At 41.6% G+C, this 15,949-nt stretch carries 17 protein-coding genes; 14 read left to right on the top strand and 3 right to left on the bottom strand.

Going from position 1 to position 15,949, the window contains the following annotated elements:
* Positions 1 to 5: 5 nt before the first annotated feature.
* Genes MHI58_RS12540 through MHI58_RS12525 form a run of 4 tightly spaced genes read left to right on the top strand, consistent with a single transcriptional unit; the run spans position 6 to position 2,237 of the window.
* Positions 6 to 575, top strand: coding sequence for a nicotinate-nucleotide adenylyltransferase (locus MHI58_RS12540; protein WP_045034392.1), 570 nt, complete (start codon positions 6 to 8; stop codon positions 573 to 575).
* Positions 565 to 1,128 carry a bis(5'-nucleosyl)-tetraphosphatase (symmetrical) YqeK gene (gene yqeK, locus MHI58_RS12535; protein ID WP_017367637.1) on the top strand — a complete coding sequence of 188 codons (564 nt, stop codon included), beginning with the start codon at positions 565 to 567 and terminating at the stop codon, positions 1,126 to 1,128. The genes MHI58_RS12540 and yqeK overlap by 11 nt, the downstream gene beginning before the upstream one ends.
* 12 nt (positions 1,129 to 1,140) lie before the next feature.
* Positions 1,141 to 1,497 (top strand): ribosome silencing factor, encoded by a 357-nt coding sequence (rsfS, locus tag MHI58_RS12530; RefSeq protein ID WP_008342502.1) that lies wholly within the window; start codon positions 1,141 to 1,143, stop codon positions 1,495 to 1,497.
* Positions 1,494 to 2,237 (top strand): class I SAM-dependent methyltransferase, encoded by a 744-nt coding sequence (locus MHI58_RS12525; protein ID WP_017367636.1) that lies wholly within the window; start codon positions 1,494 to 1,496, stop codon positions 2,235 to 2,237. Before rsfS ends, MHI58_RS12525 begins: the two co-directional genes overlap by 4 nt.
* A gap of 47 nt (positions 2,238 to 2,284) precedes the next feature.
* On the opposite strand, the gene comER is transcribed toward MHI58_RS12525, so the two are convergent.
* Positions 2,285 to 3,133: a late competence protein ComER gene (comER, locus tag MHI58_RS12520; protein WP_045034391.1), complete on the bottom strand. Its 849-nt coding sequence runs from the start codon at positions 3,131 to 3,133 to the stop codon at positions 2,285 to 2,287.
* Positions 3,134 to 3,223: 90 nt separating this feature from the next.
* On the opposite strand from comER, the gene MHI58_RS12515 reads away from it, so the two are divergent.
* The 3 genes from MHI58_RS12515 (at position 3,224) to MHI58_RS12505 (ending at position 6,808) form a co-directional block, all read left to right on the top strand.
* Positions 3,224 to 3,853 (top strand): ComEA family DNA-binding protein, encoded by a 630-nt coding sequence (locus MHI58_RS12515; protein WP_045034390.1) that lies wholly within the window; start codon positions 3,224 to 3,226, stop codon positions 3,851 to 3,853.
* Positions 3,854 to 3,918: 65 nt separating this feature from the next.
* On the top strand, positions 3,919 to 4,488 hold the full coding sequence (locus MHI58_RS12510; protein WP_008356210.1) for a ComE operon protein 2: 570 nt from the start codon (positions 3,919 to 3,921) through the stop codon (positions 4,486 to 4,488).
* Positions 4,481 to 6,808, top strand: coding sequence for a DNA internalization-related competence protein ComEC/Rec2 (locus MHI58_RS12505; protein ID WP_045034389.1), 2,328 nt, complete (start codon positions 4,481 to 4,483; stop codon positions 6,806 to 6,808). Before MHI58_RS12510 ends, MHI58_RS12505 begins: the two co-directional genes overlap by 8 nt.
* Positions 6,809 to 6,847: 39 nt before the next feature.
* On the opposite strand, the gene MHI58_RS12500 is transcribed toward MHI58_RS12505, so the two are convergent.
* Positions 6,848 to 6,982 (bottom strand): YqzM family protein, encoded by a 135-nt coding sequence (locus MHI58_RS12500; protein WP_008342491.1) that lies wholly within the window; start codon positions 6,980 to 6,982, stop codon positions 6,848 to 6,850.
* A gap of 238 nt (positions 6,983 to 7,220) precedes the next feature.
* Between MHI58_RS12500 and holA the strand changes: the two genes are divergently transcribed.
* Positions 7,221 to 8,240, top strand: coding sequence for a DNA polymerase III subunit delta (gene holA, locus MHI58_RS12495; RefSeq protein ID WP_017358025.1), 1,020 nt, complete (start codon positions 7,221 to 7,223; stop codon positions 8,238 to 8,240).
* Between the two features lie 134 nt (positions 8,241 to 8,374).
* Here holA and rpsT read toward each other — a convergent pair whose 3' ends face one another.
* Entirely contained in the window at positions 8,375 to 8,641 is a 267-nt protein-coding gene (gene rpsT, locus MHI58_RS12490) for a 30S ribosomal protein S20 (RefSeq protein ID WP_008342485.1), read from the bottom strand.
* Between the two features lie 198 nt (positions 8,642 to 8,839).
* Here rpsT and gpr point away from each other — a divergent pair, with 198 nt between their 5' ends.
* The 6 genes from gpr (at position 8,840) to hrcA (ending at position 15,947) form a co-directional block, all read left to right on the top strand.
* Positions 8,840 to 9,955: a GPR endopeptidase gene (gpr, locus tag MHI58_RS12485; RefSeq protein ID WP_008342483.1), complete on the top strand. Its 1,116-nt coding sequence runs from the start codon at positions 8,840 to 8,842 to the stop codon at positions 9,953 to 9,955.
* Between the two features lie 66 nt (positions 9,956 to 10,021).
* Positions 10,022 to 11,230 (top strand): stage II sporulation protein P, encoded by a 1,209-nt coding sequence (locus tag MHI58_RS12480; RefSeq protein ID WP_007501337.1) that lies wholly within the window; start codon positions 10,022 to 10,024, stop codon positions 11,228 to 11,230.
* Positions 11,231 to 11,243: 13 nt separating this feature from the next.
* Positions 11,244 to 11,576 carry a YqxA family protein gene (locus MHI58_RS12475; protein ID WP_045034388.1) on the top strand — a complete coding sequence of 111 codons (333 nt, stop codon included), beginning with the start codon at positions 11,244 to 11,246 and terminating at the stop codon, positions 11,574 to 11,576.
* Between the two features lie 165 nt (positions 11,577 to 11,741).
* A complete protein-coding gene (lepA, locus tag MHI58_RS12470) occupies positions 11,742 to 13,580 on the top strand; it encodes a translation elongation factor 4 (RefSeq protein ID WP_008342476.1) in 1,839 nt (612 codons plus the stop codon).
* A 114-nt stretch (positions 13,581 to 13,694) separates the two neighbouring features.
* Positions 13,695 to 14,834, top strand: a complete 1,140-nt coding sequence (gene hemW, locus MHI58_RS12465; RefSeq protein WP_035390855.1) for a radical SAM family heme chaperone HemW — start codon at positions 13,695 to 13,697, stop codon at positions 14,832 to 14,834.
* Positions 14,835 to 14,915: 81 nt separating this feature from the next.
* Positions 14,916 to 15,947, top strand: a complete 1,032-nt coding sequence (gene hrcA, locus MHI58_RS12460) for a heat-inducible transcriptional repressor HrcA (protein ID WP_008342473.1) — start codon at positions 14,916 to 14,918, stop codon at positions 15,945 to 15,947.
* Positions 15,948 to 15,949 lie beyond the last annotated feature (2 nt).

Below are 15,949 nucleotides of genomic sequence, written 5' to 3'. Positions count from 1 at the left end.
ATGATATGAAAAAAATAGGGTTGTTCGGGGGTACGTTTGATCCCCCGCATAATGGGCATTTGCTGATGGCAAGTGAGGTGCGTTTCCAAGTAGGGCTTGATGAAATTTGGTTTATCCCAAATCACAAGCCCCCTCATAAAACGGGCCGAAAACGAGCAGAGAGTCATCACCGCGTAAAAATGGTGGAAAAAGCGATTCAGTCAAATCCTCATTTTCGAGTTGAGCTTATTGAAATGGAGCGGGAGGGCCCATCTTATACAGTAGATACGGTTGAGCTGTTGAAGAAGCGCCATCCTGAAGATGAGTTCTTTTTTATGATTGGAGCGGACATGGTCGAGTATTTGCCGAAATGGCACAGAATCGATGATTTGCTTCAGATGATCACCTTTATTGGGATGAAAAGGCCAGGTTATGAAGGAAGTACGGCGTATCCTCTTTTGTTTGCAGATGTTCCGGCTTTTGATGTATCATCGACATTGATTAGGCAGCGAATGAAGCAGGGGAAACCTGTTGATTATTTGATTCCGAAAGCTGTTGAGTGTTATATAAAGGAGCATCATTTATATGAATCGTGAAGAAGCTTTAAACTGTGTCAAACAGCAGTTAACAGAGCATAGATATACACATACAATTGGGGTCATGGAGACGGCCATTTCATTAGCTGAACGTTTTGGTGTAGATGTGAAAAAAGCAGAGGTCGCGGCTATTTTCCACGATTATGCTAAATTTAGACCGAAAGAAGAAATGAAGGGCATCATCCAGCAAGAACAGATGAACCCTCTATTGCTTAAATATTCACCTGAGCTTTGGCATGCCCCAGTTGGTGCCTATTTGGTCAAAAAAGAAGTTGGAATTGACGACCGAGATATTTTAACAGCCATTGAATTCCATACATCCGGCAGACCGAACATGACATTGCTTGAAAAAGTTATTTATGTCGCCGACTATATAGAGCCAGGACGCCATTTTCCTGGTGTAGAGGAAGTAAGAGAGTTAGCAGAGCAGGATTTGGATCTTGCCTTGATTCAATCTTTAAAAAACACCGTCAGCTTTTTAATGAAAAAGAATCAGCCAGTTTTCCCAGATACACTTGCTACTTATAACTCACTTGTGCAAAAGAACAACTAAGGAGGAATTTTGATGGATGCATCATCAATTTTAAACATCGCAGCTGGAGCGTGCGATGATAAACGGGCAGAGGATATTATTGCCCTGAATATGCAAGGGATCTCACTTGTTGCAGATTATTTTCTCATTTGTCACGGGAATTCTGACAAACAAGTACAGGCCATTGCAAGAGAAGTGAAACACCTTGCAGAAGAAGGCGGCATCGAAGTTAAAAAGATGGAGGGCTTTGACGAAGCAAGATGGGTCTTGATTGATCTAGGAGATGTCATTGCTCATGTGTTCCACAAAGAGGAAAGAGGATACTATAACTTAGAGAAGCTTTGGGGAGATGCGCCGAGAGAAACGCTTTCGCTTGGCATTAACTCATGATTTATCAAGGGTTTGCAGGTGTGTATGATGAGCTCATGACACATGCCCCTTATGATGAATGGGTTCAGTGGATACAGCGGTATATCAAGCCAAATAGTGCGATTATCGATGTAGGTTGTGGAACTGGAGAGATCTCTCTTCGGTTAGCTGCAAAAGGCCACATGGTCACAGGAATTGACCTAAGTGAAGAGATGCTGGCATTTGCGCAGCAAAAAGCACAGGCTCATAAGCAGTCTATTCAATTTTTACATCAAGATATGAGAGAGCTCGAGGGGTTTGAACAAACTTTTCAAGCAGCGGTTATTTGCTGTGATTCTTTGAATTATCTAAAAAACGAAAATGACGTCAAAAAAACCTTTAAAAACATGTTTCAGCTTTTAGAGGCAGGTGGGGTTTTATTGTTTGATGTTCATACCCCTTATAAAATGGAAGAGGTATTTCCTGGCTCTACTTATGCCGATCAAGATGAAGAGATCAGCTATATTTGGCAGAGTGATCAAGGAGATCATCCATATTCGGTCATTCATGATTTAAGCTTTTTTGTAAAAGACGGAGACGTGTATGAGCGTTATGATGAAACGCACGAACAGCGTACATTTCCTTTTGAGACATATGCAGCGTTCCTTGAGTCCGCTGGCTTTGAACAGATTGAAGTGACCGCTGATTTTACAAATGAAGCACCTCAGGAATTGGCCGAAAGGTATTTTATTTCAGCGAAGAAACCAAAAACCATCGTTTAATGGACGATGGTTTTTTAAAACCCTTTTTTCGCTTGTTGCGAACATGTTTAATTTCTGAGATCATCAGTAAACACACTCGGCGGGTATTGATGCGCAACCGCTTCTACATCCTCATCGAACTTGTCGTGAGTGTTCTGAAAAAGCTGGTGGAACATATCTTGAACACCTGCTTCAAGTGCTTTAATACCCTCACCGGTGACGCCGCCTTTTACACACACCTTCTGTTGCAGTGTAGGCAGGGTATACACCCTTTTTTCAATCAAACGGCCAAGTCCTACAAGCATATCTTCTGATAAGGTGGTGGCTTCTTCTTTTGAAATATCCGTTTCTTCAACGGCGGCTTCAATCATTTTCTGAACAAGAAAGCTAATAAAGGCAGGACCGCAGCTGACAATATCTGAGGCTGCCCGTGTGATTGAATGATGAATTTCGATTGGTGTTGAAATGCGGGAAGCGAGTTGTCTGAGCGCTGCTTTTGTCGTGACATTGCATGATGAACCAAATGTTAAAAGTGATGCGCCTGATAACGCGCGGTTGGTGATGCTTGGGATCAGTCTGGCTGTTTGACAAGGAACAATGTCTTGAAGCTGTTCAGGATGAACCGGACTTGTAATGATGACAATGGTTTGCTGTTCTTTTAAAAGTGGGCTCAGTTCTTTTAAAAGCGGATAAATATCAAGTGGTTTGACACAAACAAAGATGAAATCTTTATCTGTTACAGCTCCTGAAAGCTGTTTCGTCACTTCGACCTCTGGGTGATTCTTTTTTATATTGAACGCTTTTTCGATGGTCCGATTTGTAATGGTGATGGATGAGGGATTGACTGCTTTTGATTCAATAAATGCCTCAGTAAGTATGGTACCCATGTTTCCTGTACCGATTAACCCTATATTCAAACGTTCTCCCTCCTTAGACGCATAGGATCTGTTATCTTCTAAACAGTATGTGAAGTAGCGTGAAAATATGATTGAAAGAAGCGTGAACAAGTGAAGCAGCTCATTTCGTTGAAAAAATACAGACTTTATTTGATAGCGGGAATCATCATCCTCATCATCATCTGTTTCTTCTTTTTAGTAGGAAAAGAGAAAGGCAGCGCCGAGCCAAGTGTATTGAAAGAACAACATGAAACGCGGGTCACATTAGAAGAAAAACAAGAGAGTGCAGAAAAAGAGTCAACATCCATCGTAGTAGAGGTCAAAGGAGCTGTACGGAAGCCGGGCGTTTATGCATTTATGGCTGAGGACAGAGTTGAAGAAGCGATTAAAAGAGCAGGTGGTTTTACGAGCAAGGCAGATACAGTTGACATCAATCAAGCAGCAAAATTAGAGGACAGTATGATGATTTATGTACGAAAGAAGGGGGAAGGTGACAAGCAGGGACAAACAGCAACGGCTGATACGCCGCCCGGAAATGAACAGAGTCAAGGGGTGAATGTCAATCAAGCTGATGCAGCGGAATTGCAGACCATTAACGGAATAGGCCCAGCCAAAGCGGAAGCCATCATTGCGTATAGAGAAGAACATGGAGAATTTCAGCAAATTGAAGATTTGCGGAATATTTCGGGTTTTGGAGAGAAGACCATTGAACGGCTGAAAAATCAACTGACGGTTAAGTAGAATTGACGGTATAGAAGAAAGGCATGTACACTTAATACCATACATCATTTTGGAGGGATCAGCTCGTGGAGAGAATTTCATGGAATCAATATTTTATGGCTCAAAGCCATTTGCTTGCTTTGCGAAGCACCTGTGAGCGGCTAGCTGTTGGGGCAACGATCGTAAGAGACAAGCGCATTATCGCAGGTGGATATAATGGATCCATTGCCGGCGACGTACATTGTGCAGATGTAGGATGCTATGTCATAGATCATCACTGCGTTCGTACAATCCATGCGGAGATGAACGCTATTTTACAATGTGCCAAATTTGGTGCACCAACGGCTGATGCTGAAATATATGTGACGCATTTTCCTTGCTTGCAGTGCTGTAAAGCGATTATTCAAGCAGGTATTCGAACAGTGTATTATGCGAAGGATTATAAAAATCATCCATATGCTGTTGATTTATTTGAACAGGCCGGAGTTCAAACAGAACAGGTTGAACTAGATGAGATGATTATTGACTTAAAAAACCAAGAAAAATTAGCCTTTGTTGCGGATTTAATAGGCAAACTAAGTGAATCAGGACTTAGCGAAACAGAAATTCGTCAAATGCATGAAAAGGCGAATCAATTATTTACTTCCTATGTTTAAGTATTTGCCGTTCGGGGCGATTTCAGCAGCTGTTGGAATTGCTCTGGCCGCATATCATCTTCATTTGTATTTTCTCCTTTTTCTTCTTGTATGGCTTCTTTTCAGTCTGCTGAAAAAAACACCCCAGCTCTTTCTAATGGTCAGTTTGTGTGGAATGATCTATATGCTCATTTTTATGGTGCATCAGTCTTTTGAAACGGATCATCCTGTACAAGAAAAAGCATTTTCTGATTCGGTTGTGATTGAAACGATTCCGAAAATAGATGGCAATCGCTTTTCAGCGACTGTTTCATCAGAGAATCGTCGACTAGCGGCATTTTATACGATTCAAACGGAGCGTGAAAAAGAAGCGCTAAAAGATGTTGGGCCAGGTATGAGCTGTCATATGACAGGTGAGATGCGGTTGCCTAAACATGCAACCATACCGAATGGCTTTCAATATGATCAATTTCTAAAAACAAAAGGCATTGATGCTATTTTCCTAACGCAGTCTATGAAAAGCTGCACGAAACATGACAGCCCTTCACATTACCTTTCATCTATTAGGCAGAAGGGGTTGAAATTTCTAGAAGATCACGTTCCGAAGAGTTCTGTTGGGATTGTGCAGGCACTTATTTTTGGCGATCGTGATTTAATAGACCCTGATACATTAAGAGATTATCAAATGCTTGGCATCATTCATTTATTAGCCATTTCAGGACTTCATGTTCAAACATTGCTCGCTTGTCTATTTTGGTGTCTACTCCGCGCTGGCGTGACAAGAGAGACAGCGCGTATTCTTTTATTATCCTTTTTGCCGGTTTATGCTTGTTTAACAGGTGCTGCACCGTCTGTGTTAAGAGCCTGTCTCATGGCTGGAATTTATTTAGTCATCACAAGCCTGCCAAAAGAAATGAAACAGCCTTCTGCGGTCGTGTTAAGTGCAGCGTTCTTGCTTTTATTAGCCATTCAACCACTTTATATATTTGATGTCGGTTTTCAACTGTCATTTGTGGTGACCTTATTTATTTTGCTATCCACTAGTATTTTATCAAAAGCAAAAAGTTCGGTGATGCAGTTATTGCTCATTTCCTTGATTGCACAGCTTGCTTCGCTTCCTATTCTTTTATATTATTTTCAACAATTTTCCTTGCTGAGTGTTCCTTTAAATATGATGTTTGTTCCTTTTTATACAATGGTTGTCATGCCTCTGTCCTTATTCTCTTTTCTTTTATCTATCATTTATCTTCCGCTTGGACAAACACTGTTTCAGCTGCTTGATTGGGTGATCCAGTTTAGTCATCAATTGTCAGCACATATGGCTGCTTACGATGGTCTTACTCTCATTTTTATGAAATCGACATGGTGGCATGTGCTCCTAGAGGTTTCCTCCATTGTTTTTCTATTCGTTGTGATGGAATGTAAAACTTCTATCAAATCTTATCTTGTGCCGATTTTGATTCTCGTTTGTGTGCTGGCTATACACTATTTCACGCCGAATTTTCTTCAAAAAGGAGAGGTCACGATGTTAGATGTAGGACAAGGGGATAGTTTGTTTATTCAGCTACCTTATCGAACCGGGCATATATTAGTCGATACAGGAGGCAGACTTTCTTTTGAAGAAGAGCCATGGAAAAAAAGACGTAAAGTATCTACAATTGGGGATCAAACGCTTATTCCATTTCTGCATTCTAAAGGCATAGCAAAACTTGATGTCCTCATCCTTACCCATGCAGATCAAGATCATATGGGAGAAGCGATGCGGTTAATAAAGCGAAATAAAGTCAAGCGCCTTGCAATCCCAAAAGGCTTTGCTCGAAATCCAGAGGATGCGAAGCTTTTAAAGGAAGCGGTTGATCAACGGATTCCTGTAGATGAGTTGGAAAGAGGGGATCAGCTGAGAATTGGAGGACAAAAATTTGACGTTCTGCATCCCGCACGTGACCAGGTGACGAGTAAAAATAATGATTCACTGGTCCTCACCTTTACGCTTGGCGGCAAGCGTTTTATGCTGACTGGGGATCTTGAACAAGAAGGGGAACGAGACATCATTCAAGCTTACCCTGAGCTACGAGCGGATGTCTTGAAGGTTGGGCATCACGGGAGTAAAGGATCAACAAGTGAAGAATGGCTTCAGCATTTAAACCCGTCATATGCACTGATTTCAGTAGGTGAACGAAATCGGTATCACCATCCTCATCAAGAAGTTTTGAAAAAATTAAATGATCATCAAACAAAGGTGTATCGTACAGATATCGATGGAAGTGTGACCTATGAATTTCTTGAAGAGGATGGAACATTTTACGCTCATCCTCCATATGATATCTTACAAAATCAATAAAAAAACTGCCAAAACGGCAGTCATCTTGCATTCATGTAGTTAAGATCCAACGAGGTGTATCACTGTTGCCAAAATAAACATTGAGGCGAAAAATCCGAATGTGACGATAAAACCAACAGCTGAGTCGGTCACATCATTCCGCTTGCTTTGAACATTCTTTTCAAATTCATTCATTTTCATCCCTCCTGGCTATTTTTAGTATACTTGAACTCATTTGGAATTGCTAGAAGGTAAAGTAACCGTTTTCCATTTTCATGATCATTTTGTGAATATCGTCTGACTGTAAGCTGACCCGGGAGCTTACGTGAGACGTTTACTATAAATGAGGAGGCGGCACTTTCAGCTTCCTCTTTACTAATGTCTCTACACACTTTAGGATAGAGGAGGAAGTGAAAGAGAGGGATTTAAGCGAATGGTCTTTGAAGTATGGAACAATTTAAAAAAAGGGGATATTCACCCCGTTTATTGCTTATATGGAAAAGAAACGTATTTACTTCAAGAGACAGCTGCAAAATTGAGACAAGCTGTCGTCGACGAAGAAACAAAGGATTTTAATTACTCTGTCTTCGATATGGAAGAGGTGCCGCTTGAGCAGGCTGTGACGGACGCAGAAACATTTCCGTTTATGGGAGAGCGGCGTCTCGTTGTGATCAAGAACCCTTATTTCCTCACTGCAGAAAAGAAAAAAGAAAAGATCGAGCATCAGCTTTCTGTGTTAGAAGCTTATTTAGAAAAGCCAGCACCCTACACGATTCTCGTGTTATTGGCCCCATATGAAAAACTGGACGAACGTAAGAAAATCACCAAATTGTTAAAAAAGAAAGCGGCTGTAGTTGAGGCGAAAGAGTTAAATCCGAAAGAAACAACAGATTTCACCATCACGCTGGTGAAAACAGAAGGAAAAACAATCTCGGCTGAAGCGGCAGAACAGCTTGTCATGTTATGTGGCGGGAGCCTGTCCTCACTTTTTCAAGAGGTTCGAAAGCTAAGTACATATATTGGGCAGCGAGAGGAAATTGAGCTGGCGGATGTCAATCAGCTCGTTGCACGAAGTTTGGAGCAGAATATTTTCGAACTGATTAACCAAATCGTGAACAGGCGCCGGTCTGAAGCGATGCAAATGTTTTATGATCTCCTAAAGCAAAATGAGGAACCCATTAAAATATTGGCACTCATTTCAAATCAATTTCGGTTGATATTGCAGACAAAGTACTTTGCTCAACAGGGATACGGGCAAAAACAAATTGCGTCAAACCTGAAAGTCCACCCATTTCGGGTCAAACTCGCGATGGATCAAGCAAGACTGTTTTCAGAAGAAGAGCTAAAGTACATCGTCAAAGAGCTCTCCACGATTGATTATGAAATGAAAACGGGTAAAAAGGACAAGCAGCTATTATTAGAATTGTTCCTGCTTCGGTTATTAGGGGCTTGAACATAAAAAAACGACCTTCTCAAAAGAGGGTCGTTTTTGTTTAGATGTATAATTGCCAGTCTGTCCTTATGGCTGAGCCGTTCAGGACGGACGTACAGTTAAACAGGTGCCTCATCACTGAGGCGTTGCAATCATTATGCAGAAAGTCCGTTTACTTGTTTCGCAAGTCTTGATTTGTAACGCGCAGCTGCGTTTTTGTGTACAAGACCAGTTTTAACGGCTTTGTCAATGCGTTTTGCAGCAGAAGAAAGAGCAGCTTTTGCTTGCTCAGCATCGTTGTTAGCTACAGAAACTTCAACTTGTTTAATCGCAGTACGCATCGCAGACTTGATTGTTGCGTTGTGTGCACGGCGTTCGTTATTCGTTTTTGTACGTTTGATCGCTGATTTAATATTTGGCATGTGTTTCACCTCCTAAGATACAACCTAAACACAATTGTCTTAAGGTTAAATCTTCACAATAGAACAAATTGTATTCTATCAAACACACCTTTAGAATGCAATATAAATGTAAAGTATTTTTCATTGATGAAGCGCTCGAATGTTTCTTGAAAGAGATGGAAAGACTACTGTTAATTACTTGATGGAAGGAGCCTTTTCATGAAGAAACAGAAACTTGATTTAAGCGCTTATCAAATCCGGACCGATTTGGCCGTTGAAACAAAAGAGATACTAGAACAAGAGAACGATCCGAATGTGGTCAAAAAGGACGGTATTCAAGGAATTGTTGAGAAGGAGAAGGAAGAGCACGGCATCCGCATCCGCACTGTGGAGATTACGACAGAAGGAGAAGAGTTGACCGGAAAAAAGGCAGGGACATACTTGACGCTTGAGGCGCAAGGAATTCGGGAGAAAGACTCTGAGATGCAAGAAAAAGTGGTTGAAGTTTTTGCCCATCATTTTGCTCAATTTTTAAAAGATCACGGCATTCAGGCGGATGCGAGCTGTCTTGTCGTAGGACTCGGAAACTGGAATGTCACGCCGGATGCTTTAGGGCCGCTCACAGTTGAAAATTTGCTGGTGACACGCCATTTATTTGAATTACAGCCTGAGAATGTGCAGGAAGGCTATCGCCCAGTGTCTTCATTATCGCCTGGGGTCATGGGGCTGACTGGTATAGAAACAAGTGACATTATACAAGGTGTCATTGAACGATCTAAACCAGATTTTGTGATCGCCATCGATGCACTGGCTGCACGTGCAGTAGAACGGGTGAATACGACAATTCAAATTTCTGATACAGGTATACATCCAGGATCGGGTGTCGGAAATAAACGAAAAGAATTAAGCAAAGAGACCTTGGGGATTCCAGTCATTGCCATTGGTGTACCGACAGTGGTCGATGCAGTGACGATCGCAAGTGACACGATTGATTACGTGTTAAAGCATTTTGGTAGAGAACTGAAAGATGATAGACCTTCCCGATCTTTAGTACCAGCGGGTCTGACATTTGGCAAGAAAAAAGTGCTGAATGAAGAAGATTTGCCAGATGATGAAACGCGTCAATCCTTTTTAGGAATCGTCGGAACGCTTCCTGAAGAAGAAAAAAGACAGTTGATCCATGAGGTGCTTGCACCGCTTGGACAAAATCTAATGGTCACACCGAAGGAAGTGGATACATTCATTGATGACATGGCGAACGTCCTCGCCAATGGGTTAAATACAGCACTTCATCAAAAAATCTCTCAAGACAACATGGGTTCCTATAATCATTAATCAGTTCTACTTTCTCTAGCTCGCTCATAGTGTAATTACTAGAAAGCGTGCTGGAGGGAGTAAATCATGAAAAAAAGACCTCGCCGTCCTCGACAGTTGGTCGTTGCGATTAATGGAACAAAAGTAGTGAAGAGTATTTTTTTGTTTATTGTCTCTCTGGTGGTTGTGTTTGTCATGTCAGGGGCTTTGACGTCTTTAAAACCTGAGCTTAGGCCTCAAGCGTCATTATATGGTGTGGCAGATGAGCTGTCAGGGGCATTCTTTGCAACTCTAATGGGGATGGAAAATCAATATTTTGCCTCAGCAGTCCCTGAAGATCAAAAAGGATTTCATTTCTCCGGGCTGTCACTCAAACTTGCCACAAGTATCAATTTAGAAGACCCCCGCAGTTTTCTAGGAAGAGAGCTGCCAGGCTTTGAACACTTTGATACAAAAATCATCCTAGCAGGTGAAGGTACAGACTATACGAATATGCCAATGGAATCGCCGCCTCCAAGTGAAGTCATCAAAGATGAAAAAGAAGCAAATCTAGCTGAGCTGGACAAGCTTGATGAAGATGAACCGAAAACGCCTGCAAAAGAGCCGGACCAGTCGACAGGAAAACGAAAAGCTGTATACATTTATCACACACATAATACGGAATCATATTTACCATTTTTAAAAGGAGAAACAAACCCAAACAATGCGCGCCACTCAAAAGTGAACGTCACCCTTGTCGGGGAGATGTTTGGTAAAGCGCTCGATCAGCAAGGAATCGGCAACACAGTGGATAAAACAGAAATTGAAAAAAGACTGCTGAAAAAAGGGTTGAAGTATCCTCAATCATATAATGAATCCAGATTGGTTGTAAAAGAAGCTCTCGCTAAAAATGATGATCTAGATTACTTAATCGATATTCACCGGGATTCAAGAAGAAAGAAAGATACGACAGTAGAAATCAAAGGCAAGAAATATGCGAGAATCGCGTTTGTTGTAGGGAAGAAAAATCAAAGCTATGAGAAAAACTTAAAGCTGGCGACAGAGTTCCACCATTTGATGGAGAAAAAATATAAAGGACTTAGTGTCGGTGTGTTTGCCAAAGGAGAAATTGGTGATAATGGAATCTATAATCAAGATTTATCTGATAAAGCCCTCCTATTAGAATTTGGCGGTGTGGATAATAATATGGAAGAACTGAAAAACGCATCCAATGCAGCAGCTGATGTGTTCAGTGAAATTTTCTGGGACGCAGAAAAGGTAGACGGCAAAGCAAAGGATGAGAAAAAACGGTCTTAAGGTGGTGGAGGACATGGGCTCATTTTTCGGAAAAACCATTATTTTATCGCTCGTATTGCTATTCGGTGTCTTTTTAGGAATGCAGCAAGCCAATAATGGCATGCTGCAAATGAAAGGGTATCATGATCCGCAATTAAAAGGGGCCTTCACTGTCCAAACGAATGATGATCAAGAAAAAGAAGCTTCTATCCTCGGAACAGCTGTCACACAAAAAGACTTAGCAGAAAAGCAAAAGCAGCTAGAAGAAATGGAGAGCTTTAATGCCTTCTCTAAGGCCGGAAAAGCATTATCAGATGGTATGACGCATGCAGCCCGTACACTTTATGATTGGGTGAATGGTAAATAAACTGTTGTAAGCATCATGTTGGATGTTATTTCATAAGATATCACACCTTTTCGCAAAAGCCGCTAACCGATGAGCGGCTTTTCTTGATTTCGATTGAATCTTTACAGCCCTATTGATATAATCTAACCTAGCGCAACCCGCGTTTTATAGTAGGAGTGATAGATTGTGACAGATAAAGAAAAACGATTAGAACGGCAATCAAGAATTCGAAATTTCTCCATTATCGCCCATATTGACCATGGGAAATCCACATTGGCTGACCGTATTTTGGAAAAAACAGCGGCGATTACGCAACGAGAAATGAAAGAACAATTACTTGATTCCATGGACTTAGAGCGTGAACGCGGCATTACGATCAAATTAAACTCTGTCCAGCTGAAATATCAGGCGAAGGATGGAGAAGAATATATTATGCACCTGATTGATACACCAGGGCATGTCGACTTCACCTATGAGGTATCTCGAAGCCTAGCTGCCTGTGAAGGTGCAATTCTTGTGGTGGATGCAGCACAAGGCATTGAAGCACAGACACTTGCGAACGTTTATTTAGCTCTTGATAACAACTTAGAAATCCTGCCGATCATTAACAAAATTGATCTGCCGAGTGCAGAACCTGAACGTGTAAGACAAGAAATTGAAGATGTCATCGGGTTGGATGCATCTGAAGCTGTTCTCACCTCTGCTAAGGCGGGCATCGGGATCGAGGATATTTTAGAACAAATCGTCGAAAAGGTGCCGGCACCAGCTGGAGATCCAGAAGCACCACTTCAAGCCCTCATTTTTGATTCTCTCTACGATGCGTATCGTGGCGTCATTGCTTACATACGAATTGTCGAAGGAACCGTCAAACCGGGTCAAAAAATCAAGATGATGGCGACAGGCAAAGAATTTGAAGTGCTTGAAGTCGGCGTATTTACACCGAAAGCAATGCCAACAGACGAACTCACTGTTGGAGATGTTGGCTATTTAACAGCTGCTATTAAAAATGTCGGCGATACACGTGTAGGGGATACGATCACAAGTGCGGTAAACCCTGCGAAAGAAGCTCTACCTGGATATAGAAAGCTGAACCCAATGGTGTACTGCGGCCTTTATCCAATTGACACAGCGAAATATAACGACTTGCGTGAAGCGTTAGAAAAGCTTGAATTAAATGATTCTTCACTTCAATATGAGGCAGAGACATCCCAAGCACTAGGCTTCGGTTTCCGCTGCGGCTTCCTTGGCATGCTTCATATGGAAATCATCCAAGAACGGATTGAACGTGAATTTAAAATCGACCTCATTACGACAGCGCCAAGTGTTATTTACGATGTGTATATGACAGACGGAGAAAAAATCGTTGTAGATAACCCATCCAATTTGCCTGATCCGCAAAAGATTGAGCGAATTGAAGAGCCATACGTGAAGGCAACAATGATGGTGCCAAATGATTATGTTGGTTCTGTGATGGAGCTTTGCCAAGGAAAGCGCGGCAATTTCATTGATATGCAATATCTTGATGCAAACCGCGTGAGCATTGTGTACGAAATTCCTCTGGCAGAGATCGTATACGAATTCTTTGATCAATTAAAGTCCAATACAAAAGGGTATGCATCCTTTGATTACGAGCTGATCGGCTATCGCCCATCCACTCTAGTGAAAATGGATATCATGCTCAATGGCGAAAAAATCGATGCACTTTCCTTTATTGTTCACCGCGATTATGCGTATGAACGCGGAAAGATCATTGTAGAAAAGCTGAAAGAACTGATTCCGCGCCAGCACTTTGAAGTACCAGTTCAGGCAGCGATCGGTCAAAAGATTGTTGCACGGTCTACCATTAAAGCAATGCGCAAGAACGTACTAGCGAAGTGTTATGGTGGAGATATTTCCCGGAAAAGAAAGCTTCTTGAGAAGCAAAAAGAAGGGAAAAAGCGCATGAAGCAAGTGGGTTCTGTAGAAGTCCCACAAGAAGCATTTATGGCCGTGCTGAAAATGGACGACAGCACACCGAAAAAATAACATCCTCAAGGCAACCTGCTTTACAATGCTCGCCTTGACGTTTATAGTCGAAAACAAACGAAGAGGCCGCAGCGATAAACTGCGGCTCTTTACCTGTAAAGAAGGTGTCAATAATTGAAAGCAGCATACATTCACATTCCATTTTGTGAGCACATTTGTCACTATTGTGATTTTAATAAATTTTTCATTAAAACCCAGCCGGTCGATGAATACTTAGCCGCTCTTGAAAAAGAAATGCAGCACACGATCGATCAAAAAGGGGAGCAAGAACTAAAGACGATCTTTATTGGCGGAGGAACCCCGACATCACTCACAACCAGCCAGTTAGATCAGCTTATGGACAGTATTCACCGCGTATTAAAACCAACCAAAAACTTAATCGAGTTTGCAGTAGAAGCAAACCCAGACGAACTATCGCTTGAGAAATTGAATGTCTTAAAATCAGCAGGCGTTAATCGGCTGAGCTTTGGTGTTCAAACATTTGAAGATGACCTGCTCAAAAAAATCGGACGGGTTCATCAAAAGAAAGATGTTCTCACATCTTTCGAGCGAGCAAGAGCAGTTGGGTTTGACAACATTAGTCTGGATCTTATGTTTGGTTTGCCACATCAAGAGAAGCATCATGTCATGCATTCACTAGAGACCGCTTTTTCATTAGGTGCAGAACATTATTCGGTTTATTCGCTGATTGTCGAGCCAAAGACGGTCTTTTACAATTTGATGCAAAAAGGGAAACTGCATTTACCACCGCAAGAACGTGAGGCTGAAATGTATGAGCTCGTCATGGATGAAATGGAGCGGCACGGACTCAAACAATATGAGATTAGCAATTACGCCAAACCAGGTTTTGAAAGCCAACATAACCTCACCTATTGGAGCAACGAAGATTACTTTGGTTTTGGCGCAGGAGCGCACGGGTATGTAGATGGCGTCCGCAATGTGAACGCTGGACCAGTGAAGCATTACTTAGAGCTCATTGAACAAACAGGGTTTCCATATAAGGAAACGCATCAGGTGACAAAAGCAGAACAGATCGAAGAAGAAATGTTCTTAGGTTTGCGGAAAATTGAAGGCGTGAAAAGTGCTCACTTTCAAGCGAAATTTGGAGCATCACCAGAAGCACTCTTTCCCGCCATTCTTGAAGAATTAGCAGAAAAAGGTCTCATTGAACAGGATGAGATTGGCATTCGTTTAACAAGAAAAGGAAAATTGTTAGGGAATGAAGTATTTCAAGCGTTTCTCGGTGAGTTATAATTGACATTTTAATTTGAGTTTGGTAATTTTGTTTATACAATTAGCACTCGTTGAAAGAGAGTGCTAACAGGGGTGATGATGATGTTAACAAATCGTCAGCTTTTGATTCTACAAGTCATTATTAATGACTTTATTCGTTCGGCGCAGCCAGTTGGATCAAGGACTCTTTCTAAAAAAGAAGACATTACATTCAGCTCTGCGACGATTAGAAACGAAATGGCTGATTTGGAGGAACTCGGTTTTATTGAAAAGACCCATTCTTCATCAGGAAGAATTCCTTCCGAAAAAGGATATCGTTATTATGTAGATCATTTGCTCTCTCCGCGAAAACTGTCATCTAAAGAGCTTGTGCTCATCCAGTCAGTATTTCAGGAGAAAATTTTTGAGCTGGAAAAAACAGTTCAAAAATCGGCGGAAATTTTATCAGATCTCACAAACTACACATCGATTGTCCTTGGTCCAAAGCTAAGTGAAAATCGATTGAAGCAAATTCAGCTTGTCCCTGTCCAGCCTAATAAAGCAGTAGCGATTATGATTACAGACAGCGGGCATGTTGAAAACAAAACCATTACCTTCTCTGAGCATCTTGATGTCTCCGATATTGAGAAGCTAATGAATATTTTAAACAGCCGCTTAGCCGGAGTCCCGATGGATCAGCTGAAGGACAGGATGTATAAAGAAGTAGTGATGCTCCTTCGCACGCATTTAAAAGACTATGATCATATTTTAGATGCACTTGGTAACACATTCACTTCAACACAAAATGAATCAAAACTTTTCTTTGGCGGGAAGATTAATATGTTGAACCAGCCAGAGTTTCATGACATTGACCGCATTCGTTCACTCATGATGCTGATTGAACAAAAGAACGATGTCATGCAGCTGTTTCATCCAAATCAGCAAGGAATCACCATTAAAATCGGTTCAGAAAACAATTTGGAAGCAATGGAGAACTGCAGTTTAATCACAGCAACTTATGCGATTGATCAAAAATCACTCGGCTCCATCGCTGTCATTGGTCCAACCCGTATGGATTACGGGCGAGTCGTTAGTCTTTTGCATCATGTATCAAAAGACTTGTCAAACGCACTTTCCAATTTGTATGATGAGTAGGG

Origin of the sequence: Bacillus sp. FSL K6-2869 (genome assembly GCF_040869405.1) — a bacterium.
GTDB classification, from domain to species: Bacteria; Bacillota; Bacilli; order Bacillales; family Bacillaceae; genus Bacillus; species Bacillus altitudinis.
This window is presented reverse-complemented; position numbering and strand designations above follow the sequence as displayed.